Origin of the sequence: Neobacillus massiliamazoniensis (genome assembly GCF_001048695.1) — a bacterium.
GTDB lineage: Bacteria > Bacillota > Bacilli > Bacillales > Cytobacillaceae > Neobacillus > Neobacillus massiliamazoniensis.
The window spans coordinates 444,518-469,271 of the sequence record NZ_CVRB01000004.1 but is presented as its reverse complement, the minus strand read 5'-3'; the positions used below and the strand labels follow the sequence as shown (position 1 = coordinate 469,271).

The 24,754-nt window shown below is 38.1% G+C and carries 26 protein-coding genes and 1 riboswitch; of the genes, 11 read left to right on the top strand and 15 right to left on the bottom strand.

What is annotated here, in order from left to right:
* Window positions 1–184: 184 nt before the first annotated feature.
* Window positions 185–1,774: a rhomboid family intramembrane serine protease gene (locus BN1082_RS20200; RefSeq protein ID WP_245640497.1), complete on the top strand. Its 1,590-nt coding sequence runs from the start codon at window positions 185–187 to the stop codon at window positions 1,772–1,774.
* Here the strand turns inward: BN1082_RS20200 and BN1082_RS20195 are convergent.
* Window positions 1,737–2,597, bottom strand: a complete 861-nt coding sequence (locus BN1082_RS20195) for a hypothetical protein (protein ID WP_245640496.1) — start codon at window positions 2,595–2,597, stop codon at window positions 1,737–1,739. The two genes, BN1082_RS20200 and BN1082_RS20195, sit on opposite strands and share 38 nt — an antisense overlap.
* A 202-nt stretch (window positions 2,598–2,799) precedes the next feature.
* Between BN1082_RS20195 and BN1082_RS20190 the strand changes: the two genes are divergently transcribed.
* The 4 genes from BN1082_RS20190 (at window position 2,800) to BN1082_RS20170 (ending at window position 7,058) form a co-directional block, all read left to right on the top strand.
* Window positions 2,800–3,009 carry a YqgQ family protein gene (locus tag BN1082_RS20190; protein ID WP_090637500.1) on the top strand — a complete coding sequence of 70 codons (210 nt, stop codon included), beginning with the start codon at window positions 2,800–2,802 and terminating at the stop codon, window positions 3,007–3,009.
* Complete coding sequence (locus BN1082_RS20185) at window positions 3,010–3,990, top strand: ROK family glucokinase (protein WP_425412189.1); 981 nt, start codon at window positions 3,010–3,012, stop codon at window positions 3,988–3,990.
* Window positions 3,991–4,328: 338 nt separating this feature from the next.
* Window positions 4,329–5,519: a M14 family metallopeptidase gene (locus BN1082_RS20180; protein WP_090637498.1), complete on the top strand. Its 1,191-nt coding sequence runs from the start codon at window positions 4,329–4,331 to the stop codon at window positions 5,517–5,519.
* 399 nt (window positions 5,520–5,918) lie between these two features.
* Entirely contained in the window at window positions 5,919–7,058 is a 1,140-nt protein-coding gene (locus BN1082_RS20170) for a YqgU-like beta propeller domain-containing protein (RefSeq protein ID WP_090637494.1), read from the top strand.
* A gap of 307 nt (window positions 7,059–7,365) precedes the next feature.
* On the opposite strand, the gene BN1082_RS20165 is transcribed toward BN1082_RS20170, so the two are convergent.
* Entirely contained in the window at window positions 7,366–7,542 is a 177-nt protein-coding gene (locus tag BN1082_RS20165; protein ID WP_090637492.1) for a DUF2759 domain-containing protein, read from the bottom strand.
* A 210-nt stretch (window positions 7,543–7,752) separates the two neighbouring features.
* Between BN1082_RS20165 and BN1082_RS20160 the strand changes: the two genes are divergently transcribed.
* Both BN1082_RS20160 and BN1082_RS20155 read left to right on the top strand, forming a co-directional pair.
* Entirely contained in the window at window positions 7,753–8,388 is a 636-nt protein-coding gene (locus tag BN1082_RS20160) for an MBL fold metallo-hydrolase (RefSeq protein ID WP_090637489.1), read from the top strand.
* A gap of 159 nt (window positions 8,389–8,547) precedes the next feature.
* The gene (locus BN1082_RS20155; RefSeq protein WP_090637487.1) at window positions 8,548–9,633 is read left to right on the top strand and encodes a class I SAM-dependent methyltransferase; all 1,086 of its coding nucleotides are present in this window, start codon (window positions 8,548–8,550) and stop codon (window positions 9,631–9,633) included.
* 231 nt (window positions 9,634–9,864) lie between these two features.
* Here the strand turns inward: BN1082_RS20155 and BN1082_RS20145 are convergent, their stop codons facing one another.
* The 12 genes from BN1082_RS20145 to BN1082_RS20090 form a co-directional block, all read right to left on the bottom strand.
* A complete protein-coding gene (locus tag BN1082_RS20145) occupies window positions 9,865–10,107 on the bottom strand; it encodes a DUF2626 domain-containing protein (RefSeq protein ID WP_090637485.1) in 243 nt (80 codons plus the stop codon).
* An 84-nt stretch (window positions 10,108–10,191) separates the two neighbouring features.
* Window positions 10,192–10,887: a helix-turn-helix transcriptional regulator gene (locus BN1082_RS20140; protein WP_090637483.1), complete on the bottom strand. Its 696-nt coding sequence runs from the start codon at window positions 10,885–10,887 to the stop codon at window positions 10,192–10,194.
* A gap of 496 nt (window positions 10,888–11,383) precedes the next feature.
* Window positions 11,384–11,569: a YqzE family protein gene (locus BN1082_RS20135; RefSeq protein ID WP_090637481.1), complete on the bottom strand. Its 186-nt coding sequence runs from the start codon at window positions 11,567–11,569 to the stop codon at window positions 11,384–11,386.
* 67 nt (window positions 11,570–11,636) lie between these two features.
* Entirely contained in the window at window positions 11,637–12,020 is a 384-nt protein-coding gene (comGG, locus tag BN1082_RS20130) for a competence type IV pilus minor pilin ComGG (protein WP_090637479.1), read from the bottom strand.
* Window positions 12,017–12,493, bottom strand: coding sequence for a competence type IV pilus minor pilin ComGF (gene comGF / locus BN1082_RS20125; RefSeq protein ID WP_245640495.1), 477 nt, complete (start codon window positions 12,491–12,493; stop codon window positions 12,017–12,019). Before comGF ends, comGG begins: the two co-directional genes overlap by 4 nt.
* Window positions 12,441–12,776 (bottom strand): hypothetical protein, encoded by a 336-nt coding sequence (locus tag BN1082_RS20120; RefSeq protein ID WP_090637476.1) that lies wholly within the window; start codon window positions 12,774–12,776, stop codon window positions 12,441–12,443. The genes comGF and BN1082_RS20120 overlap by 53 nt, the downstream gene beginning before the upstream one ends.
* Complete coding sequence (comGD, locus tag BN1082_RS20115) at window positions 12,763–13,209, bottom strand: competence type IV pilus minor pilin ComGD (RefSeq protein WP_245640494.1); 447 nt, start codon at window positions 13,207–13,209, stop codon at window positions 12,763–12,765. Before comGD ends, BN1082_RS20120 begins: the two co-directional genes overlap by 14 nt.
* Complete coding sequence (gene comGC / locus BN1082_RS20110; protein ID WP_090637474.1) at window positions 13,206–13,520, bottom strand: competence type IV pilus major pilin ComGC; 315 nt, start codon at window positions 13,518–13,520, stop codon at window positions 13,206–13,208. The genes comGD and comGC overlap by 4 nt, the downstream gene beginning before the upstream one ends.
* An 18-nt stretch (window positions 13,521–13,538) precedes the next feature.
* A complete protein-coding gene (comGB, locus tag BN1082_RS20105) occupies window positions 13,539–14,570 on the bottom strand; it encodes a competence type IV pilus assembly protein ComGB (protein WP_090637472.1) in 1,032 nt (343 codons plus the stop codon).
* Window positions 14,557–15,642 (bottom strand): competence type IV pilus ATPase ComGA, encoded by a 1,086-nt coding sequence (gene comGA / locus BN1082_RS20100; RefSeq protein WP_090637470.1) that lies wholly within the window; start codon window positions 15,640–15,642, stop codon window positions 14,557–14,559. Before comGA ends, comGB begins: the two co-directional genes overlap by 14 nt.
* 131 nt (window positions 15,643–15,773) lie before the next feature.
* The gene (locus BN1082_RS20095) at window positions 15,774–16,565 is read right to left on the bottom strand and encodes a YqhG family protein (RefSeq protein WP_090637468.1); all 792 of its coding nucleotides are present in this window, start codon (window positions 16,563–16,565) and stop codon (window positions 15,774–15,776) included.
* On the bottom strand, window positions 16,543–18,231 hold the full coding sequence (locus tag BN1082_RS20090; protein WP_090638454.1) for a DEAD/DEAH box helicase: 1,689 nt from the start codon (window positions 18,229–18,231) through the stop codon (window positions 16,543–16,545). Before BN1082_RS20090 ends, BN1082_RS20095 begins: the two co-directional genes overlap by 23 nt.
* A 155-nt stretch (window positions 18,232–18,386) precedes the next feature.
* A riboswitch (glycine riboswitch) is annotated at window positions 18,387–18,477 on the top strand.
* A 393-nt stretch (window positions 18,478–18,870) separates the two neighbouring features.
* On the opposite strand from BN1082_RS20090, the gene gcvT reads away from it, so the two are divergent.
* The 3 genes from gcvT to gcvPB are packed head-to-tail and all read left to right on the top strand — an operon-like array spanning window position 18,871 to window position 22,795.
* Complete coding sequence (gene gcvT / locus BN1082_RS20085; protein ID WP_090637466.1) at window positions 18,871–19,977, top strand: glycine cleavage system aminomethyltransferase GcvT; 1,107 nt, start codon at window positions 18,871–18,873, stop codon at window positions 19,975–19,977.
* Window positions 19,978–19,995: 18 nt separating this feature from the next.
* The gene (gene gcvPA, locus BN1082_RS20080) at window positions 19,996–21,342 is read left to right on the top strand and encodes an aminomethyl-transferring glycine dehydrogenase subunit GcvPA (protein ID WP_090637464.1); all 1,347 of its coding nucleotides are present in this window, start codon (window positions 19,996–19,998) and stop codon (window positions 21,340–21,342) included.
* A complete protein-coding gene (gene gcvPB, locus BN1082_RS20075) occupies window positions 21,335–22,795 on the top strand; it encodes an aminomethyl-transferring glycine dehydrogenase subunit GcvPB (RefSeq protein ID WP_090637461.1) in 1,461 nt (486 codons plus the stop codon). The genes gcvPA and gcvPB overlap by 8 nt, the downstream gene beginning before the upstream one ends.
* Before the next feature lie 255 nt (window positions 22,796–23,050).
* Here the strand turns inward: gcvPB and BN1082_RS20070 are convergent, their stop codons facing one another.
* The gene (locus BN1082_RS20070) at window positions 23,051–23,407 is read right to left on the bottom strand and encodes a rhodanese-like domain-containing protein (protein ID WP_176699890.1); all 357 of its coding nucleotides are present in this window, start codon (window positions 23,405–23,407) and stop codon (window positions 23,051–23,053) included.
* Window positions 23,408–23,638: 231 nt separating this feature from the next.
* Here BN1082_RS20070 and BN1082_RS20065 point away from each other — a divergent pair, with 231 nt between their 5' ends.
* Window positions 23,639–24,475 carry a lipoate--protein ligase family protein gene (locus BN1082_RS20065; protein WP_090637456.1) on the top strand — a complete coding sequence of 279 codons (837 nt, stop codon included), beginning with the start codon at window positions 23,639–23,641 and terminating at the stop codon, window positions 24,473–24,475.
* The last annotated feature ends 279 nt before the right edge of the window (window positions 24,476–24,754 follow it).

Genomic DNA, 24,754 nt, shown 5'->3' with positions numbered 1-24,754 from the left:
CTTCATGGCGGCTCGTCTTATGCTTGGCTACAGAAGGCTAATTCCTTCTGTGCGCATTAAGGGAGACTAAGGCACTTACCAGTGCCAAGTCTCCCTATATCGAGGGTGACCAAGGCGCTTGCGCTTTTTGTTCTTTCATTTGGTAATTATCGTTTATAATGAAAGGAGCAAGAGGCATCAAATCTTGGTTTTTTATGATAGAAAGGGGGGAAGAGATATAAAAGAGGAGTTTATTTTTTGGAGGCTTGCCTATTCTTTCATTTCTGATCACGGTTATCGTATCATTCAATTATTTGAGAATCAAAAAGAGTTATGGCTGGAAAAGTTAGAAAATAAGAATGCACCGGTTATCCGCTTGCTGCTTCATCATTTTGATTGGGGAAATGTGGTGCAAAGAGATATCGAATTTGCCGCAACAAATGGAGAAAGAATACGGACGCAAGTTGGACGAAGTGAGATAAACGTTTTGAACATTTTGGTAAGTCAATATCCTCCTGTCGACGATTATGAATTTCGCCTCGCAAAACCGTTTGTTTTCCCTAAAGGAAATAAAACAACGGTTAACACGATTCTTTTTGTTAACAGTACATATGAAAAAAGCATTGGACGTATTTCAGAAATACTAAATCTGGAGGTCTCCTTCCCAATCCAAGAAGAATACACAGAGGAAGAAGTTGAGATATTAAAAAAATCAGCCCTGCATCATGCGATAAAAATGGCAAGAGAAGAAACCGCGATCTTTACTTACGGAAAACCTTATCTTACCTATTTTTTCATTCTTCTCCAAATAGTTATCTTTTTCTGGATGGAATTACATGGGGGAAGTACGAATACGTCTACGCTTATAAAATACGGGGCAAAGGTAAATCAGTTAATCTTGGAAGGACAGTGGTGGCGCTTTTTTACACCTATTTTTATCCATATTGGCTTTTTGCATTTAGCAATGAACACTTTTGCTTTGTATTTTCTGGGGACTACTGTTGAAAGAATGTACGGCAATGTTCGTTTTCTATTCATATATCTGTTTGCAGGAGCATGCGGCTTTATTGCCAGCTTTCTATTTAGCGCTAATATTTCAGCAGGAGCTAGCGGGGCTATTTTTGGCTGCTTTGGTGCTCTTCTGTATTTTGGTGCCATCTACCCGAAATTGTTTTTTCGGACAATGGGTAAAAATCTCTTCATCATCCTTGGGTTAAATTTAGTGGTTGGCTTTTCTTCATCAGGAACTGATAACGCCGGCCATATTGGCGGGCTGCTGGGCGGCTTCCTAGCTGCAGGAATCGTGTGTTTTCCAAAAAAGAAAAAGCTGGGACTACAGCTTCTTTTTCTGATGGGTTCAATTGTGATTGTTTTGGGGGCACTACTTTACGGGTTCAAAGGCTCAGCGAGTTCAGTGAATGAAAAATCTATGATCATATTGGTCCAAAATTATATTGACCAAAACGACTATGATCAAGCGTATGAAACAATACAGGCATATGTAAAAAAGTCTAACCATCCATCTGAAAGAACATACTTAATGTTTGCTTTTGTTGAATTGAAGAAAAATATGTTTCAAGAAGCAAAAAATCATTTAAATATGGCGGTTAAGCTGAACCCAAAAATGTCTGAAGCCTACTATTATCTTGCAATAGTAAACTTAAATGAAAAAGATGCAAAACAAGCGAAAATAAACGCAGATAAGGCAGTTAAAATAAAACCAGATGACAAGGATTATTTGAAATTACAACAACAAATTAATCAATACCTTCAATCATCTGGCGGAGGAGGATAGGTTCTCCATTTGCAGTTTCAGTTAAGACTAATAAATGAGTTTTATCATTTGCTAGCAAGATGAGCGGCATGGTACTTCCGATTGGGCTTACGGTCGTGCCGTCCGCTTTTTTTATTCCGAGTAAATAATTTTTATATAGGCCTTCCCAAAGATTTCCGACAATCCTATCTGTTTCACCTTTTGTGAAGCCTGGAAAACCAATCTTCGTTTGACTATCAAAAAGATATAAAGGGTATTTCTGGTATTTGCTTAAGTCGATGGAAAAATGTCGAAGCCCTTTATTCCAACTGAAATTGAGCATTCGTTCCGTTTGTTCATCCAATTTTTGTTTCCAATCGCTTTGTTCTTTCGTTTTGGGAAAACGAAAGGAAAAAGGAGCCTGATTGGAAGAAATTATGACGTACAATTGCGCAGGGGACATCGCTTGTGAGCTAAAAATTTGGCCATTTTGATGGAGCTCGGCATGATGAAACGTAATCGCTTCAAAGTGGGTGCTATTCTCTGTTTTGATTTGTTTTTCTTGCAATAAACTTTCCGTATTTTGTTTCCAGCCATGAAGTTCTCCCATTAGTTTCCCATTTGCATATAAAAATCCAGCATCTTGACGTAAATATGCTTTTCGGTCAAGCGTGGATTTAATTCTCCATACAACTGTACTTCCATGGTTGAGATTAAGAGATGTATCTATTGCTTTGAATTTGACGTTTGGATCGATTGGAAAAAAAGTAATACTTTCTTGAACATTAGGCTGATTTGACAGAGAGAAGACGGCAAGTATGAAAGCAAACAGGGATATCCCCAGTATACTAAAAAATTTTTTCACTCTCGTTCCATCCTTTCATCCATCCTGTTTTGGTGGTTGTCCTTATATGTTATATGGCTGTATTTTCATGGAAATGCATACTATTTTTCAATAGACTAAATTTCATAATATGGTTGCTTTTTTAGTGTATGACTTATTGAGACAAGGGCAGTCATCGGGTATACTTCTTTTGTAAGGTAAACTATTGTTTAGGTGGATTTAAATGAAAACAATTTATGAAATTCAGCAGTATTTAAAAAAATTTGGAACAATTATTTATATAGGAGATCGAGTTGCGGACCTTGAACTGATGGAATCAGAATTAAAAGAGCTGTACAAATCCCAGCTTATTGAAGTTCGTGAATACCAAACTGCGTTACTCATTTTGAGGCATGAGATTCAAATAGAAAAAGAAAAAGTCAACGAGAGGTGAATGAAATTGGAAAACCAATGGATTGTTGGCGTAGACCTTGGTGGTACTACAACGAAACTAGCTTTTGTAAATACAAACGGGGAAATCGCACATAAATGGGAAATACATACAGATAATTCAGATGAAGGATTGAATATTACTACAAATATAGCGAAGGCCATTGATGAAAAGCTAGTTGAGCTAGGGATTTCTAAGAAAGATCTACTAGGGATTGGTATGGGTGCACCTGGCCCTGTAAATTATGAAAAGGGCGTTATCATCAATGCTGTGAACTTGGGCTGGAAGGATCATTATCCTTTAAAAGAACGCCTTGAAACAGAAACTGCTCTCCTCGTTATGATTGAAAACGATGCCAATTGTGCTGCACTTGGAGAAATGTGGAATGGTGCAGGTAAGGGTGCAAAGAACCTGGTTTGTGTTACTCTTGGAACCGGTGTTGGCGGTGGGGTCATTGCAAACGGTGACATTGTTCGAGGCATTAATGGTGCAGCCGGAGAAATTGGTCATATAACAGCCATTCCTTCAGGGGGAGCTCAGTGCAATTGTGGAAAAACGGGCTGTCTTGAAACGATTACCTCTGCAACGGGGATTGTTCGAATAGCGAAGGAAGAGCTTGTAAAAAACGGAACAAACGGATTCTTAGCTGAAAAGCTTGCTGAAAATGGCACCATATCTGCTAAAGATGTATTTGATGCTGCTCGAAATAACGATACCTTGGCAAGTAAGGTCGTTGATGAAGTAGCATTCCATTTAGGCTTTGTATTGGCTAACATTGCTAACACCCTTAATCCGGAATTAATAGTCCTAGGTGGTGGTGTTTCAAGAGCAGGGACAATCCTTTTAAATCAGGTAAAAGAAAAGTTTACGAAGTTTGCTTTTTCTCCTGTGAAGGAATCAACAGATATTGCATTAGCTACTTTAGGAAATGATGCTGGTGTTATTGGCGCGGCATGGTTAATAAAAAACCACAAAAAGATTTAGGCTGTTTTAAAGGTCATTGTTGTTGATTTTTGAAACTATGTTGATTGGAGCGGAAGGCGCGAGATCCTCGAAAATGCTATCGCATTTCCTTCGTGCGGTTGTTGATTCAAGGAAGCTGATTCAACGTCCTGCGGGAGACCGCACAGGCGCTTAAGCGCCGAGGAGGCTCTCCGGAAAGCCCGCGGAAAGCGAAGCGCCTGAAGCGAAATCAACATGCAAGTTTTTACACAGCCAAGATTTAATAATGACAAAGAAACCTGTGAGTAGCAGGTTTTTTTATTTGGAAAGAATTTTCTAAAATCTTTTTCATATGATTTTTTATGATGGGGGGTTTGTAAATGGAGATTTGTGTACGCTCAGGAGATACAATAGAGTATTATAGTCATTTATTTACAATACCATTCGAGCTGATATTGGATTCCAATCCTTCTCAAATTCAAACCAGCTTGAACGCATCAGAAATGATTAACATTCCAGGCTTTTTGGTTAAGCCTTACATTATAAAAGAAGGAGAAACCATTTCGAAAATTGCCACTTCCAGAAAGCTGTCTACTGATGCGATTTTATTATTGAATCAAGACTATAGGGCTGAAGAGATAAAGGTGGGAGACACCATTTTACTCCCCATGAGAATTACAAAGCCTTATTTTCAAACAAAAAGTCCATGTGATTCTAAAAAACTGGGGGAATATATTACCCGATTAAAAAAAGTTTATCCATTTATAAACGTTTTCACAGTCGGTACAAGTGTTTTAGGAAGTCCCATACAGGAAATAAGAATCGGAAAAGGCAAGAAAATAGTCCATATGAATGCCTCTTTCCACGCAAATGAATGGATCACAACGATGGTCTTAATGAGCTTAGTAAATAACTACTTACTTTCATTAACGAATGGCAGCCCTATTAGAGGAGAAAAGTCGATCCAGCAGTATCAAGACGTTCAATTATCTATCGTTCCGATGGTGAATCCTGATGGAGTGGATCTAGTTTTAAATGGCCCACCATCTTTGCATCATGATGAGGTCATAAACATGAATGAAGGCAGTAATGATTTTGTCCATTGGAAAGCAAATATAAGGGGGGTGGATTTGAATAGGCAATTTCCTGCTAACTGGGAAAAAGTAAAAAACAGCAATAAACATACAAACTCTCCAGCACCAAGGGATTTTCCTGGAAGCTTTTCATTGAGTGAACCAGAAGCGATCGCAATGGCTGAACTGGCGAAAAACAACTTTTTTGACCGTCTTTTAGCTTTTCATACTCAAGGGAAAGAATTTTATTGGGGCTATGAAGGACATGAACCAAATGAAGCTGAAGAAATAGCAAAGGAAATTGAAAGAGTAAGTGGATATCAAGCAATTCGCTATGTAGATAGTCATGCGGGATATAAGGATTGGTATATTCAAGAATTTAAACGACCAGGATTTACTTTGGAATTTGGATGGGGGATTAATCCATTGCCTCTTTCACAATTTGCCGAAATCCTTAAAATAGCTGAGAAAATATTTATAGTAGCTCTTACCTATTAATAGCCTATTTTCAATTAGATATAATGAGAGGCTGTCCCAAATGGTGACAGGCACCTCTATATGTACAACAATGTTGATTGGAGCGGAAGGCGCTCGACTCCTCGAAAATGCTATCGCATTTCCTTCGTGCGTGGGCGGATTCAAGGATGTAATTCAATGTCCTGCGGGAGTACGGGACAGGGGAGACCCCGCAGGCGCAGGTAGCGCCGAGGAGGCTCCCCGGACCGCCACTAGAGCGTAAATCAACAGACAAGTTTAACAGACTATTAATAAAAAGGGGTGCCCCTTAAAGTTATACTTTTGGGACACCCTCCTATTTTTTTAATGGAAGAATTTATTGAAACATTTCTCTAATAAAATTCGTACTAATATATGGTTGGCTAAATAGGAGGGGGAAGCATGGATCTTCAAGTTAAATTGAAACAGAGTAGAGTATTATTTATTTTGATAATGATTATGGTAATTGACCTCCTTTTAGGTGCATGTTCAAACGATCAGGCCCATTCTAAGCCAGCGACTAAAGACAGGACGAAAACAAATACTGTTGCAAAAAGCTCGGATGACTGGAAGTTACCTATTACCGTTCCACAAGGTAATTTTTTTAAAATTGGTGGATGGTTTTCCGATCGTCAACTTGTCTATATTACGAATCTTGACCAAACTTCAACTGTTTATGTGTATAATATTTCCACTGGGAAAAGTGATTTACTTTATAAAAGTGAAAACCCGATTGCTACCGTACAAATTAGTCCATCAAGAAAATATCTATTGATTCAGTCATCACCTTCAACCTACCAAGCAAATGTTACGATCATTGATTTGAAGGGAACAGAAATTTTAAAAAAATCCTTTCCATCATATGAATTAGCTTGTGAATGGAATGTATTCGACGAAACAAAGCTTCTTGTTTCAATTTTCAATCAAGACTGGACTTATAAAATGGTTTTATTTGACCTGAACAATGCACATGAAGCGGAGGTTTCCCTGCCTCAACCGTTTATTAAGTGGATAGGAAAAGAGAAAATCGCCTATTTAAATTGGAATAAAAATAATCCTGAATTATTTGCCCCGGTTATTGAAAAAAATTTGAGAGATGAAAAGGAAAAAACAATTATTCCTTTAGCCATTTATTTTTCAGCTTTTCAGGATTTCCTTTTGTCCATTACTGTTAATGAGCATGACTCCTCGAAGGCAGCTTATTCTTTTTATGACAATGACCAAAAGCGTATTTACACCTTTTCTATACCCCAGTTAACCAATTATTCAGATTGGTTAGTTCCTTTTTACGATTATAGTGAAAGTAAGAAGCAATTTTACACCTTTAGACCTTTAGCAAGTGGTGAAGCTGATTCTTATTCCAAAGGCTTTGAACTCGTGGTTTACGACCTGCAAAACAAAAATGAAAAACTTATTATGGAAGGAATGAAAAATGAGCCGATCAGCCTTTCACCTTCAGGCGAAGCCTGTTTATATGGAAACAATTTAGAAAAAATGATTGATTTAAAAACAAAAAAAGTTTACCAGCTAATAAAAGGATGATAATTAAATTAATTAAAAGCTGTGTTAAAGGTCATTGTTGATTTTTGAAACTATGTTGATTGGAGTGGAAGGCGCGAGATCCTCGAAAATGCTATCGCATTTCCTTCGTGCGGTGTAGATTCAAAGATGCTGATTCAACGTCCTGCGGGAGTACGGGGCAGGGGAGACCCCACAGGCGCTTAAGCGCCGAGGAGGCTCCCCGGACCGCCCGCGGATGCTCGCTTCTTGAGCCCAAATCAACAGGCAAGTTTAACACAGCCAATTAAAAAAAAGACTGCCATCAGGCAGTCTTTTAAATTATTTATTTTTAATGTGTTCCAGTAGGAATTCCGTTGTGTAGTACTGTCATAAGGGTAAACCAGCCAAATACTAAGAAAGAAGCAACACCCCAAAATGCACCTAAGAAATTTTTATTTTTTAGCGCATTAAATCCACCAATAGCAGCAAGAATGGTAACTAAAGTAAAAATGATTACTAATCCCATGAGCGAATCCCCCTTTTTAAAATAAAAAACAGGCAAAGCTTAACATTCAAAAAATTATGTAACAATATTATATACATTCGTTTCCTATTTTATAATTTTTTTCCCTTTTTGTCGAGGGTAAAAGTGATCAATGTTCTAACAATTAGCAATATCCCTACTATATAGTATAAAATAAAACTATTGTATTCTGTTTCATTGGAGGTTAAACGGATGAAGTGGTCGCAAGTCCCGTTAGGGGTTTTTCAAACAAATTGTTATATTATAGAAAAGGAAAATGGAGATTGTTTAATATTTGATCCAGGAAGCGAAGGGAAGAAGCTGATTAATTGGCTGACCAAAAGAAATTTAAAGCCGACTGCCATTTTGTTGACTCATGCCCATTTTGATCATATTGGTGCAGTCGATGAGGTTAGAGATTTTTATCAAATCCCTGTTTATCTTCACGAAGAGGAAGAAGAGTGGCTAGGTAACCCACAATTAAATGGTTCAAAATTTTTTAAGATGCAAGAACCGTTAAGAGTAAAGCCTGCTGATTATATTTTAAAGAGGGAAGAAGCCTTCAAACTAGGTGATTTTGAGTTTTTTGTCTATGAGACACCTGGGCATTCTCCAGGAAGTGTATCTTTCTATTTTGAAAAAGAAGGATTCGTGGTATCTGGTGATGCATTATTTAAAAGCAGTATCGGGCGTACAGATCTCCCAGGAGGGAACCAATCACAATTGCTAAAAAGCATTCACGAAAAGCTTTTATTTTTACCTGAAGAAACTTTAGTTTTGTCTGGGCATGGTCCAGTTACAACGATTGGTGAAGAAATGGATCATAATCCCTATTTAAACGGATTTTAAGCCAGTTCTTTGGCTTTAATAAAGCCCTTCTCACCGAAGAGAAGGGCTTTTTCTAGGGGATACCAACTCATTTAATGGAAGTGGATATAGGTTAAACTGCAATAATAACATGATAATTTGAGTTTCACGATATCAACAGTGTAAATAAAAGGAGTTACAATGATCACCTATTTAAAAAGTTTGATAAACAGCTCACCAACAAAGTTAATAACGTATGCAGAATTTATGGAGGCAGCCCTTTACCACCCTGAACTTGGCTATTACATGAATGAAAAAAACAAAATTGGTCGTCAGGGGGATTTTATCACCACGAGTAATATATCAGATATTTTTGGCAGGTTGATGGCGAAATGGTTTTCACAGGTTTGTATTAAAACCAACTTACCTGCAGCCTTTTGTGAAATGGGGGCTGGTAATGGCCGATTTGCAAGGGCTTTTTTGGAGGAATGGCATAATACGATTCAAACTCCTTTGCAATATTGGATTGTAGAAAGTAGCCCTTTTCATCGAAAATTACAAAATGATTTACTTAAGCCGGATTTTTCATTTATTCAACTGGAACGGCTCGATGAATTAAGCAGTTTTGAAGGGATGATTTTTTCAAACGAACTTTTTGACGCGCTCCCTGTCCATGTCGTTGAGAAGAAAAACGGCGAAATGTATGAAATGATGGTTGGAATTGAAAATGACCATTTGTATGAGGATAGGGTTCCCTTAACAAATCCGGAGTTGCTTTCATTTTTACAGGAAAATAAACTCCATTTACAAGATCAACAGCGAATTGAGGTTCCTCTAGCAATGTCAAAGTTGATTCTGAACATTTCTAGCGTGCTGAAAAAAGGAATTGTTGTAACCGTTGATTATGGTTATACAAATGAGGAATGGATGGAGCCTTCAAGGGCGAGGGGGAGCTTAAGGGGATATTATCAACATAAACTGATGGATGACGTTCTGCAGTTCCCTGGGGAAATGGACATTACTTCACATATCCATCTTGATGATTTTATTGAAAAAGGAGAACAAGTAGAATTAAAGTATTTATCTAAATTAAGACAAGACGAATTTTTATTAAACGCTGGAATCCTGCAGGAGTTAACAAGTCATAATGACCCCAACCCTTTTTCTGAGGTAAGTAAAAGAAATAGGGCCATAAGAAGTTTAATCATGCCTTCTGGAATTAGCTCCTATTTTCATGTCATTATCCAGCAAAAAGGTCTTCCATTAAATTGGAGTGATTTGTTTTAATAATAGGCTGTGTTAAAGGTGAATGTTGATTTTTGAAACTATGTTGATTGGAGCGGAAGGCGCGAGACTCCTGCGGGAGTACGGGGCAGGGGAGACCCCACAGGCGCATAAGCGCCGAGGAGGCTCCCCGGAACGCCCGCGGAAAGCGAAGCGCCTGGAGCGCAAATCAACAGGCAAGTTTAACACAGCCTAATAATAAGAAAACGCCGGTATCAAATACCGGCGCTTTTCTTATTGTCCTCCGCCAAGAGGCATCATAAAAGTAGTCCAATAAGTAAAACCTGCGAAAAAAACGGTTAAATAGGCCCCGAAAACATACATATACATACGCTCGGATAGTTTAAGATAACTAAGTAGAACAAAGAATCCAGTTTGGGCTAAGAAAAGCATTGCCGTTTTATTCATATCACCAAGATAGAACATAACGGTAAAAATACCTGTCCAGAAACCCAAAACTCTGAACATACGATCCATATGTACCCCTCCTTTTACCAAACGATACCATCATTACATAATTATAAAGTAAAAGGGAGGGAATTGTAAATAATGGTTTTTGTATTAGTTTGTAACAAGTGCTTGATACGAACACGTAGCACAGCCGGAAAACATATTTTCCTTTTCAACTAGCTCAACAGAATCAAATAATGCCTCAAACATCCCTTTAAGAAATTCATGATGCATACTGCAAACTGTGTCATGTTCCTCCGCAACTTCTTTAAATGGACAATTAAAAATTTTGAAATAAATTTTAGTTTGATCACCATTTGCTTCAAATTCCGGATAAAACCCGGCAAGTGTTGCAGCGCTTTTTAAAATATTTAGCTTTTGATCAAATGATAATTCATTAGCAAGTGAGTTTTTCGCCATTTCTTGTTCAATAATTTCTGTACCAAACCGTTTGCCAGTTAAAAATAATGCCTGTTTCCCTGCTTCACCAAGGGTAAGCATTGTTTGAATGGCAACCTTTGATAGAAGCATGTAGTCACGGAATGGAAAATGAAGCTGAATAACATCGTCAGATAAGCGATACAATCTGCTTGGTCTTCCACCTTTACCGGTTTTTTTTGTTTCTGATATCAACATGTTAACATCCTCAAGCTTGGATAAATGCAGTCTGGCAACATTTGGATGAATGTTGAAATTTTCTGCAACCTCTTGAACCGTAACCTCTTGATGACGTTTTGTTATATATTGATAAATATAATATCGTGTTGGATCTGACAAAACGTTTGTAATTTTTAATGTTTGTTCCATCTATGTTCACCTCGAACCCCCATAATTTATTCCATTATAATACAGGTGTATTACGCTGGGAATGAGGTTAACAATATTAACACTATATGTTTAGAAAATGTTCACATTTTGCTGCTGTGTTTTAGTTGTATCGTATAAATTTTACTTAAAAATGCTTCATAATTAAAATGTCAACCGCTATTTTTTGGATAGGTTGTTTCTATTTTACAGCTTTTAATTAGTTTTTATGGTGTTTAAGGTTTTATTTCAAAGGCTGTGTTAAACTTGCCTGTTGATTTGCGCTCTAGGCGCTTAAGCGCCTGTGGGGTCTCTCCACTGCCCCGTATTCTCGCAGGACGTTGAATCAGCATCCTTGAATTAACACCGCACGAAGGAAATGCGATAGCATTTTCGAGGATCTCGCGCCTTCCGCTCCAATCAACATAGTTACAAAAACCAACAATGACCTTTAACACAGCCATTTCAAAGAAAAAAAGAAGCAGTATAATCTGCTTCGTTACATTTTCTTCCTTTTTTTTATTTCAGTATAAACGACATATGGTAGGATTCCGAACCATCGATACCAAAGGGAACCCTGTGCTTGCTTTCGCTCCGTTCGAAGTCTTTTTCTTTCCTCTTTTGGTTGGTCAACATATTGAACGATGGTTTGAGTCATATATTTTACATAGTCATTCGTTTTCATGGACACACCTGCCTTTTAAACCTGCACTAAAAGTATAGCCAAAATGATTCTTTTCAAACCGTTGGAATCATTTCTTTTCAACCCACTTAACTATTCTTTTTGAACTGACATCAAAATACCCTATTCCCAAAAACGTTTCTCCTGAAAATAAGCGGAGAGTGAAATTTATTTTTTGAACAGTTTCATTTGGCTTTTCAGATTGGTATTCCATGGTTCCTTTTGCATACATCATGATTCCCTTTGCTGGAATGGGAGTACCTAATTGATACATCTTCACTATTTTAGTTACAGATGTATGTATATAATATTCCTCTTGTAAAATAATGGTGGTTTCGCGAGTTAACCTTCTTTCGCCCAATAGCTTTTCAGCCTTAACAGTGAAAAAAGTTAGAAAGAGCAGTAATACCATCAATGTCAAAGGATAGGTAAAGCCATTTTTATTTTTTCTCATTGGTCTATATTCCAATTGAAAAGAGATAAGGCTGTGAGGACGTATTCTTTACCCCAAATGTCTTTAACATAAATTTTTACAGCATTGTTTACAAGAATAAACGTTAAGTCAGCAACATTTTGTAAAGTAATTTCATGACCTGTGGAATTCACACGCCGTCTTATATTACTCCCATACTTTTCAAATATAATGGTGTCGTTGTCCTCAGTTAAATATAATCTGCCTGCCACAACCTCAGCGTGGCTGCTCAACCGAATTTCTTTTTTTATTTGGCTGCAAAAGACTTCCCATTCCAATTCCTGTATACGCGAAGGTGGATCAATGTTTTTAAGCATAACTTGAAAGATTGGGGTCATGAAAAAAGCGATTATTGTAAATATTGATAAGGCAAGCAATGATTCAATGAGTGTAAAAGCTTTTTCATTCAGGTGTAGCGCACATTTCTGTTTTTGAAATAAAAGAGTGTTTTTCAACTTTCACACATACCTCCTTTTGCCCAGATAAGGAGAGATCTCTCCATTCAATTCTATATTCAATCCCTTGATGGGAAACGGAGTAATTTAGATATTTCTGCCCGTCAACGATGCTTGCCTGAAGCTCCTCATACAAAAGCTGTTCTGCCTTTTTATGAACCTCTAATTGTTGTGATTGAATCTTTAAATCAATCAGCAATGGAATGAAAAATAGGCAGAGCATAAACCATGCAGACAATGACAAAAGTAATTCAAGCAGTAAAAAACCTTTATTTTTCCTCAATAATATAAAACCTTCCTTTTCCAATTAAAAATGTTACACGATAATTCTTGGCACTTGTTTTGATATAAAAAGATCCGAACTTACTTACATTTCCATCTGTCAAAAATTTAAAATACAAGGGAAGGGATCCTCCATATACATTGATATTTGGTGAATACTTTCTCTCGACTAATGGCAGGAGGTCATAACGAGAATAAATTGAATAGGTAAATTGTTCTTCCGAAAACATCACAGATACCTCGCATTGATGTGAAATGGCATATTGCTGGGCATACAATAAATCCGCTTGCAGCTTGGTTAGGAAGCCGTTGTCGTCAACTATAAACGAATGCGGTTTAAGGGAGAAAGCTGTGACTGAGGTAATAATCATGAAGATAGATAGAACCAGTAAAGATTCTATTAATGTAAAACCATGTTGCTTCTTTTTCATCATGTATTGCCAGCTTCTACTACAACGTTTCCTTCAGAATCGATTATGATTGTTTTTCCATTTGGACATCCTTTTGAATCTTCCTTTAAATAACCTTCATCAATAAGATCCTTTAAACTAGTTGGCAGCTTTTTCTTTTCCATTTGGTAGGCTTGAACCTGTGCTTGAACCATTTTTACGTACGCTTCACAGCCTTTAGTGTTGATATTAGAATTGTGCTTTGTGATGTTTGGAATGGTAATGATAAGTATTACTGATATTATTAGCATGACAACCATCATTTCTAACAGTGTAAACCCCTTTTCATTATTCATTTTCATACCCTCCAGTTTTTAAATCCCATCCATTAGATGGAACATTGGTAATAAAATGGCTAAATACATGGAAACGACGAGAAATCCGATACAAAGGTACAATATAGGCTGGATTGTTTTTAAGCTTTTTTCCAACAGTTCTTCCATATTAGCAACGCAGTGCTGACCAAAAAATAATAATTCCTGCTCCAATTTTCCGTTTTCCTGCCCATGCTTGACCATCATGGGAAATTCCTTTTCAAAAAAGGAAAATGCCGATAAAATGTCCTCCAATTTTTCACCAGAGACAAGTTTTTGTTTGATCTCTTTCCCCAATGAACTGTAAAAGGGCTGCTTTTCGTTTTTTTCAAATAAAAGCAGGGCTTCTAACACGGAGATTCCTCCAGACAATAGAAAACTAAGTTGAATCGAAAAGTAATGGGTAAATAATAATTTGAGGATTCTCCCGGCAATGGGTATACGCACAAGCAAAGACCTTTGCTGTAGAATGGAGATCTTCCGGAAAATAAGAAGATAGTAGATTGCTCCTAAAATAACGAGGGAAAGTGCGCAAAATGTCGCTATTGGAAAATAACGGTCGAAAGTATAGATGACTTTAGTGAAAAAATTTTCTTTAAGACCCATGGAGTGGAATAGAATGGTGAACCTTGGAAGCAAAGTATTTTTTACAAACATAAACAGAATACCGGTAATTAAAATCAGCAGCATCGGGTACTGAAGTAATTTTACCAATTTTCGTAAATCCCGATCCTTTAACAAAGCAAGATTACTGCCTTCTAGCAGGGCATCCGCAAAACTTCCATGCTGCTCAGCAAAATATACATAGCCGATCAAGTCATGGTGAAAGCCAAGATTGTCTAAAACCTCATGAAACAATAAACCATTTTTTAAATCAAGTAAGCAGCCATTTAATTCTTCCTTACGATATGCAGGTAAGTGAATCGAGATGGATTCGATTGCTTCTGAAATGGGGTATCCTCTCGCAAGTAATTCACCTGTTCTTTTCAAGAAGCTGGCTTGTTCTTTCACAGACCATTTATGTCGCTTCATGATTATACACCAGTCGTTCATATTCAGATTCTTTAATATAGCCGAGTGCAATTCCCTTTCGAATGACATCTTTCATCGTTCGATAAGAGGTAACTGCCTTTTCACCCCGAGCTGCTCTCATGGCGGAATGTAGGTTCCTTCCGGATAGTAATTCAAAAACACTCGCTCTTTTCCATCGACCGTAGGAATAACAATAGGGTGAGCAATCGTCCGCACAAAATGGACATGTCAGCTCTACCAATCTTTGGCCTGTTACTGCAATAAGTGTTTGTTCCACCTCTAGCCAGTTCACGCCAAATTCTTGAAGCCGATAGACTGCTCCCTTCGCATCCCTTGTATGCATTGTGGAAAGCACCAGATGCCCCGTCAAGGCTGCTCGAACAGCAATCTTTGCTGTCTCGGCGTCCCTAATTTCTCCGACCATAATGATGTCCGGATCATGGCGAAGAATGGCCTTTAAACCAGCAGCATACGTTACACCTGCTTTTTCGTTCACCTGTACTTGCAGGACGGAGTCATAATTTTTTTCAATGGGATCTTCTAGTGTAATAACATTGCGGTGAAAGAGGTGAGCAGTTTCATTTAATAGGGAGTATAACGTAGTGGTTTTTCCACTGCCCGTTGGACCGGTAAAAATAATCAATCCATGAGCATGCTTTAGAAGGGCAAGTAGTTTTCGAGTCATTGATGGAAATAACGATAGTTGATGAAAGGGAATCTGTTCTTGCTGTGGTAAAAGGCGAATGACGAGGCTCTCTCGGTTGTTGGATGGCAGGGTGGAAAGCCTGAGTCCCATTAATTTTCCGTCTACTTCACAAAAAATAGCACCGCTTTGAGGGCGTCTTCGTTCCCCGATATCCATGTTTGCTGTAAATTTAAAATGGGAAATGAGTCGGTCACATTCTTCTTTTGGGAGAGATATTCGCGGAATTAATTTGTTCGTTAAACGGATCTGAACAAGGGTGTCGTTCTTCTGAGGAACAATGTGTATATCTGTCGCTTGATTTCTTGCTGCATCGGTAACAATTCGATTTGCTAAAATTTCAATCGAACTTGCAATGGCAAACACCACCTTTATATTTTGTCCTTTATTTAATTCGACAAGGTTTTATATTTTCCTCCAATATTTTTAAAATTTTATTAAAAAAATTATCCTTTTTATCAGGAATACATTTACTGAATAAAAAGGATAATCAAAAAGTTTTATATTGCTTTTTCTGTCAAATAGAACAAGCCGCCGTTAATAAACGAAATGTTGATTTTAGGTTCATATTGCTCCTTTAACGCCATTTTTTCTGTTTCATAGCTTTCATTTCCATCTGCAATATCTTCATAGAAATGGTTTAAAAGCTGTAAATCCTTTTCCCATCTTTTTCTCGCTTCATCTGCCCAGGTGTGATTATCGCTTTCGATCATAGATTTAAGATAGCCCTCAATTCTGCGTATTCCACTTTTAGGCATCACTAATGGTGATAATGTAAACGAGTAATCCGGGATTTTTGGTGTCAATTGCATTCGCTGCAGCCTGTCTTGAAACTCTTCAACCATTTGGCCATTTATAAGCTGTAAACCGATCGATTTAAAAATATCCCGCTTGCGATCACATTGGTAAGAAATTTTTACATTTAAACAAAGCCAGGGCAATAATGGTGTCCTTCGGTTCGAATGAGCGTGCTGCTCATATAGACGAATATAGCTGGCCAAATTTTTCGTGGATTCAAAAATTTGATGCAGTCTTGGAGATCCAAAATGGATGTTTTCTCCTTTAATGTTTTCAGGAGCATTTTCTTTGTCAGTTATAAATGTTAGCCGCATTGGATTAGGAATCCCGCCTGTTTTCTCTAAATAATGCCAGTAGAATGGACGATTCATCAAGGCTTTATCAAGCTCAATCGTTAACTGCACAGTTAAATGTCCGGGTGTATTTTCAAGGACTTCACATTCATTTGCTAGAAAGTATTTAATCAGAAAATCATGAATTTCCTGCTGCTGCACAAGAATCACCTTCTTTTATATTTTGGGCGAATTCTATCATTGATGTTAAATTTTCCATTTTAATGCGCATTTCACCTTCCGTTACCGACTTTCCGAAAATATCTATTAAATGGTCCTCGATATTGCCAAATTCTAATTTTGTTAATATATCGTCTAGTTCTCCAATGACATTCTCAAATAAATCAATTTTTTCATATAAAAGCTTTAGAATATGTTCTTCCACCGTATTTTTAATCGCAAAATTATAAATCATCACATCCTTTTCTTGACCGAGGCGATGAATTCTTCCGATTCGTTGTTCAAGCCGCATGGGATTCCAAGGTAGGTCAAAATTGATAATGTGGTTGCAAAACTGGAGATTAATCCCTTCCCCACCAGCTTCTGTTGCAATTAAGACCTGCATATTTTTTTGAAACAGTTCTCTCATCCAGTCTTTCTTGCCACGTTTAAATCCACCACGGAAAGGGACGGAGGAAATCCCATGTTGTTTTAAAAACCATTGTAGATAGAGTTGAGTAGCTCGATATTCTGTGAAAATGATCACTTTATCATTCACTTTTTGAATTAACTCAAGTGCTTTATTGGCTTTTGAATTTTGCTGGATTGCTTCCACTTTCGTGATAAAATACTGAATTTGTTCTTCGAAGGCCTGGGACGGATTTTCTCTTTTTTGAAGCATATTTTTCAACGTATAAAAAACAGCTTCTCTGCTGCTACACGCTTCCCGCTGCAAGGTCATGACTGAAAAAGCGCTTGCCTGAACCCAATCTCCTTCGCTTCTTAAATTTGTAATTGCATCGTAAAGCTCTCTTTCGGGTGTTGTAAATTCAATTGGAATCGTTTCTACATGCCTTTTCGTCCACTCAATTCCGGTATCTGCTCGGCGGTTCCGAATCATAACCTTGTTTACTATTTCCTTTAAGTGCTCATCATCATGTAGCGAGCGGGAATCGCGTTTGTATTTTTCATAAAAAGTAGTTTCATTTCCGAGATGTCCGGGTTTTAGCAATGAGACAAGGTTAAAAATTTCCTCTATCCTGTTTTGAATAGGTGTTGCCGTAAGTAATAGGCAGAATTTCTTTTTCAAGCTTTGAACAAATTCATAGTTTTTCGTTTTGTTATTTTTGAGTTTATGGGCTTCGTCAATAATAATGAGATCGTAATCTTGCTCATAAATAATTTCCCGATGCGGGCTTCGTTTTGCTGTATCAATCGAGGATACCACCACATCGCACTGGTCCCAAACGTAACTTTTTCTTTGGGTAACGGCAGGGATAAAAAACTTGCTGTTTAGTTCAAATGCCCATTGTGTTACTAAGGAGGCTGGCACTAGTATTAATACTTTTTTTACAAGTCCACGAATCATATATTCTTTTAGGATTAAGCCAGCCTCAATCGTTTTTCCAAGTCCGACTTCATCGGCCAATATCGCTTTTCCATTCATGTTTTCAATGACCTGCTGGGCTGTTTCAAGCTGATGGGGCAGGGGTGTTAGGTTTGGCAAATGTTTTGGGGCCTGTAAGCCCTCGAATTCAGAGATGACGAGATGTTTTTCAATATCGATTGCTAGTTTAAACAGCTCCCAATTTCCCCACGGCCCATCTGTATCAATTCTGTGAAATAGATCATCCTGCCAGGAGATATCAAACTCGATTGAAACCGTCATCATTTTCCACTCTCTTTCTAATAAATATTATTGCCCAAATTATTGTTTTAATGGTAGGATTATAATAGCTTTGAAAGTTTAAAATATTTTAATAAGATAAAATTAGTAAGAGTATTTGTTAGTATTACCTAACTTTAAAAATTATATAAATGCGAATGACAACAAGGGGAGAGACTACTTAGAGTAGCGCCGAAGGAGCAAGCAGTGCAATGTGAATCTCTCAGGCAAAAGAACACTTGTTTGACGCAGCTCTGGAGAGTGCTAATTTCGTATAGCCACCAAAGGGGAAAGCCAGATTTGGTAAACTTTCAGGTGCAAGGACAGAGACCTTCTTTCATTTAAAGGGAGGGCTCTGTCCTTTTTTCGTGCGATTTTAGTAATTCTGACTTCGAGAATTGTCCAGCACCATAAGAGTAATCTTCGGAAGCGATACCTCGCACGCCGAAAAACGTGAGTTTTTCGGCGGAGCGCCTAGCCCCTCTTTGGTCTAAGCCACTTCCAAAATGAAGGCAAAAAGCGCCTTCTTTTTGGAAGCGTCTTATCCTTGTCGGAGCTGACCGAGGCGCTTACGCTTTTCTTATCGGTTAAAAACTCTTTTTAAGAGTTCTATTTAATAAATCAGTTCAAAGGAGGATTATGATGGCGGATTTAAAACGAACTCCACTATTAGATGTGTATAAGGAATATGGCGGAAAAACGATTGATTTTGGTGGCTGGGAGCTTCCTGTTCAATTTTCTAGTATTAAGGAAGAGCATGAAGCAGTCCGTACTAGAGCAGGTTTGTTTGATGTATCGCATATGGGGGAAATTGAGGTTAAGGGCTTAGATAGTTTGAATTATTTACAAAAAATGATGACGAATGATATTGCAAAACTGCAAAATGGCGGTGCGCAATATACAGCAATGTGCTATGAAAACGGAGGTACAGTCGATGATTTGCTCGTCTATAAGATCGAGGACCATCACTACCTTCTTGTTGTAAACGCCTCGAATATTGATAAGGATTACAACTGGCTTGAGACCCATTTAGACGGTGAAGTAAAGCTTGAAAACCTGTCTGAAAAAACAGCTCAATTAGCCATTCAAGGTCCGCTTGCTGAAGGGGTTTTGCAAAAGCTGGTCAGCGGAACAGATTTAAGTGAAATTGGCTTTTTTAAATTCCAGCAAGAAGTAAATGTAAACGGTAAAAAAGCACTTGTCTCGAGAACTGGATATACAGGAGAAGACGGCTTTGAAATTTATTGTGATGCTTCCGATGCCGTTGAGCTTTGGAAGGCGATTTTGGAGGCTGGATCAGAGGAAGGTGTTCTGCCATGTGGCCTAGGTGCCCGTGACACCCTTCGTTTTGAAGCAAATTTAGCCCTTTACGGTCAAGAATTATCATCTGAAATATCACCGCTTGAAGCAGGTATTGGTTTTGCTGTTAAGTTAAATAAAGAAGCCGATTTCATTGGAAAAGACGTCTTAAAACAGCAAAAAGAAAAAGGTCTGCCACGGAAATTGACTGGTATTGAAATGATTGACCGCGGGATTCCTCGTCATGGTTACCCTGTGTATAAAGGGGAGGAACTAATTGGTGAGGTTACGACAGGTACACAGTCACCTACTTTAAAGAAAAATATTGGACTCGTCTTGATTAAATCTGAATTCACAGCACTTGATACTGATGTTGAAGTAGAAATTCGCGGAAAGAAATTAAAAGCTAAAGTTGTTCCAACACCTTTTTATAAAAGAGAAAAGAAATAACAGAAGGGAGTTAGGTTAATGAACCATCGTTATTTACCAATGACTGAAGAAGATAAGAGAGCCATGCTTGAAACAATCGGTGTTACCACTATTGATGAGCTGTTTGGCGACATCCCGGAGAAAGTTAGATTTAAAGGGGAACTTAACATAAAATCCGCTAAATCAGAAACATCCCTTATGAAAGAACTTTTTCAAATGTCCAACCGCAATGCTGACCTAAAAAGAAATGTATCTTTTTTAGGTGCTGGAGTTTATGACCATTATATCCCAGTGATCGTGGACCATGTAATTTCCCGATCAGAATTCTATACGGCTTATACACCATATCAACCGGAAATATCTCAAGGGGAGCTGCAAGCTATTTTTGAATTCCAAACAATGATTTGCGAATTGACAGGAATGGATGTTGCCAACTCTTCGATGTATGACGGTGGTACGGCTCTTGCTGAGGCAGCAATGCTAAGTGCAGGTCATACAAAACGGAAAACGATCCTCGTATCCCATGCTGTACATCCAGAGTATCGTGACGTTCTAAAGACATATGCTAAGGGACAGAACCTTGAAGTAATTGAAGTCCCTGTCAGCGAGGGATTAACAGATATTACTGCATTAAAAGGGTTGGTTAATGAGGATACCGCGGCAGTGATTGTTCAATATCCAAACTTTTTTGGCAGAATTGAGCCAATGAAGGAGCTTGAAGAAATCGTTCATGCAGGAAAATCCATGTTTGTTGTTTCGAGCAATCCATTATCACTTGGCGTACTAACCCCTCCAGGTAAATTTGGAGCAGACATTGTCGTAGGCGATGCTCAAGTTTTCGGTATTCCAACTGCTTTTGGAGGCCCACATTGCGGCTATTTTGCAGTCACGAACAAGTTAATGCGTAAGCTTCCGGGCCGACTTGTCGGGCAGACTACTGATGAAAATGGACGTAGAGGTTTTGTCCTAACTTTGCAAGCTCGTGAGCAACATATCCGCCGTGAAAAGGCCACTTCCAATATTTGTTCAAACCAAGCCTTGAATGCATTGGCAGCATCCGTTGCGATGACGGCGCTTGGAAAAAAAGGTGCACGCGAAATGGCAGCAGCTAATTTACAAAAAGCACATTACGCAAAATGCGCATGTAAGTCACAAGGATTAGAAGTTGTTTATGATGGACATTCCTTCAATGAATTTGTGATTAAATTAAATAAACCGGTAAAAGAAGTCAATCAACAACTGCTTCAAAAGGGTATTATTGGTGGCTATGACTTAGGAAGGGACTATCCGGAGTTAACTAACCATATGTTGATTGCTGTTACAGAACAACGAACAAAGGATGAAATTGATACTTTTGTGAAGGAATTGGGGGATTTGCATGCATAATCAAGATCAGAAGCTCATTTTCGAACTTAGCACTACCGGACGAATCGGTTATAGCCTTCCGGAAATGGATGTACCAGAAATTGCCCTTGATGGACTTCTTCCAGAAGGATATTTACGTTTAGAAGAGCCAGAGCTTCCAGAGGTATCTGAGCTCGATATCATGCGCCATTATACAGCTCTTTCAAGAAGAAATCATGGTGTTGATTCTGGATTTTACCCGCTTGGCTCCTGTACGATGAAGTACAATCCGAAAATCAATGAAAATGTTGCCCGTTTTAATGGATTTGCTCATGTGCATCCACTCCAAGATGAAAGCTCTGTTCAAGGGGCATTAGAGCTTTTGTATGATTTGCAGCAACATTTAATTGAAATAACCGGAATGGATGAAGTGACCCTTCAGCCAGCGGCTGGTGCTCATGGAGAATGGACTGGATTAATGTTGATCCGTGCTTATCACGAGGCAAATGGGGACTTTAAACGAACAAAAGTGATTGTACCGGATTCTGCTCATGGTACTAATCCTGCTTCTGCGACAATTGCCGGGTTTGAAACCATCACGGTTAAATCAACTGAAGATGGTCTTGTCGACCTTGACGACTTAAGAAAGGTTGTTGGGGAAGATACAGCTGCATTAATGTTAACCAATCCAAATACACTTGGCCTTTTCGAAGAGCATATTCTTGAAATTGGAGATATTATTCATGAAGCAGGCGGAAAGGTTTATTATGATGGGGCTAACCTCAATGCTGTGCTTTCAAAAGCAAGACCTGGAGATATGGGATTTGATGTAGTACATTTAAACTTGCACAAAACCTTTACCGGTCCTCATGGTGGCGGCGGCCCTGGCTCCGGCCCAGTGGGTGTTAAAGCAGATCTTATTCCATTTTTGCCGAAGCCAATTATTTCAAAACGCGGCGAGGAATATGTGTTAGAATATGACCGGCCGCAATCAATCGGCCGTGTTAAACCGTATTACGGAAACTTTGGTATCAATGTCCGTGCATACACATACATTCGTTCCATGGGTCCGGATGGATTAAAAGCCGTAACAGAATATGCTGTATTAAACGCAAACTATATGATGAGAAGGCTTGCTGCCTATTACGATCTACCTTTCGATAAGCATTGTAAGCACGAATTCGTGTTAAGCGGCAGACGCCAAAAGAAATTAGGTGTTCGTACGTTGGATATAGCCAAACGACTGCTTGATTTTGGCTACCATCCGCCTACCATTTACTTCCCGTTAAATGTGGAAGAGTGCATTATGATTGAACCAACCGAAACAGAATCGAAGGAAACGCTTGATGCTTTCTGCGATATCATGATTCAAATTGCTAAGGAAGCGGAAGAAAATCCGGAAATCGTCCAGGAAGCCCCTCACACAACAGTTGTCGGTCGTTTGGACGAAACAACTGCTGCTCGTAAGCCTGTTTTAAGATATCAAAAGATTTAATGTTAAAAGGGGTCAGATTCAATTAATTGGATCTGATCTTTTTTTTACTTATGAAATAGGCTTATTGGATTCAAAAATAGAAATAAAAGCTCCCAAAGTGTTGCCAACAAGGATTTTACTTGCTCGATTTCATGCATTTTTCTCAAAACCGGGAATGTAGAAGGCGTCTAGTTTCACGAAAAAAAGAAATATCCGAGGGATTTCGTCTATCAAAAAAGATCCCGAAACAATTCGGGATCTTGCCGTAAAATTTATTTATTTCTTTGCTTTTATTTTCCCTGTCCATTTTTTGAACCCGCCTTGAAGCTGGGACAGGTCTTTATAACCTTTGCGGTATAAAAATTGGGCGGCCCGGGCGCTGCGCACTCCACTTTGGCAGTATAAATAAACTGGGAGATCAGATCGAATTTCTTTCATTCGCATTCTCATTTGCGACAATGGTATATTACGTGCGCCTAAAATATGACCGGCGTCGAACTCGTTTGGTTCGCGAACATCGATTAACTGCGCCTTCCGATAGCCAGCACGAAACTCCTCTTCAGTTAACGTTTTGACGATTCTTTTTTGATAGAAATAAGTGAAACCGAAATAGATAGCAATTAATGCAATCATAATTAATAGGGTGTAAAGTGAATTCAACTTCTTTTTGCTCCTTTCAAGCTTGATGCGCTAACTTTTATTATATAAGTCAATAGTTTAAAGAGTAAAGAGAAAATGACAAAAAATCTTAATTATACCTATATAAATATTATAGCAAAAACATCTTATTTTGAATTCGGGTTAGTTTTTGGTAGACTAATTTCGAACTATCAGTATAAACAACATTAAAATGAGGTTATTTATATGAAAAAAGAAGTTTGGCGATTTATTGATTCTGGTAATTGTTCTCCTTCCTTTAATATGGCATTGGATGAGGCATTGCTTGATTGGCATAGTGATGGTAAAATTCCCCCAGTAATCCGTTTTTATGGGTGGGATCCTCCAACATTATCAATCGGATATTTTCAAAAGGTTGAAAAAGAAATTGATTTAGAAGCGGTTAAAACAAATAAATTAGGTTTTGTAAGAAGACCTACTGGTGGACGAGGTGTGCTTCATGAACATGAACTCACCTACAGTGTTATTGTTTCCGAAGACCATCCAGAAATGCCTAAAACCGTAACCGAAGCCTATAGGGTTATTTCTGAAGGCTTATTAAAAGGTTTTCAACAGCTAGGCCTTGAAGCCTATTTTGCGGTTCCTAAGACAGTAGAAGAACGCGATGCCTTAAAAAATCCACGCTCGGCCGTTTGCTTTGATGCCCCAAGCTGGTATGAACTTGTCGTTGAAGGCAGGAAGGTAGCAGGCAGCGCACAAACGCGGCAAAAGGGAGTGATCCTACAGCATGGGTCAATTTTATTAGATATAGATGAAGATAAGCTGTTTAGTTTATTCAAGTATCCAAATGAGCGCGTTAAGGAACGAATGAAAAAAGCGTTTAATAGTAAGGCAGTTGCTATCAATGCGATTAGTCCAAGAAGAATCTCGCTGGAAGAAGCGAAAGAGGCATTTTACAAAGGCTTTGTAGAAGGACTAAATATTGAACTTGAACCATATGAATTATCGTTGGAAGAGCTTGAATATGTTCAAAAAATCGCAAAAGAACGGTATGAAAATGATGAATGGAATTATAAAAGATAAATTATTATGAGCGGTGAAATGCCGCTTTTTTACTTTTTTTTGAATAAAAAAAGCAAACCTCGAAATCTGTTAAAATTTCTTGTTTTATAATGAAAATCATTTAAAAGCTCTTATTTTCTCTAAAATCTAGTTTCTTTTATGTTTGACAATATTTTTATTTTCTGCGTCATTTACAATATGTAGTGGCATCTTAAATATTTTAGGCACTATATATTGATTTTTTTGTTAAGTGTGATACCTTAATTATATGAGGTTAGCTTGTAACAGCATTAACCACTT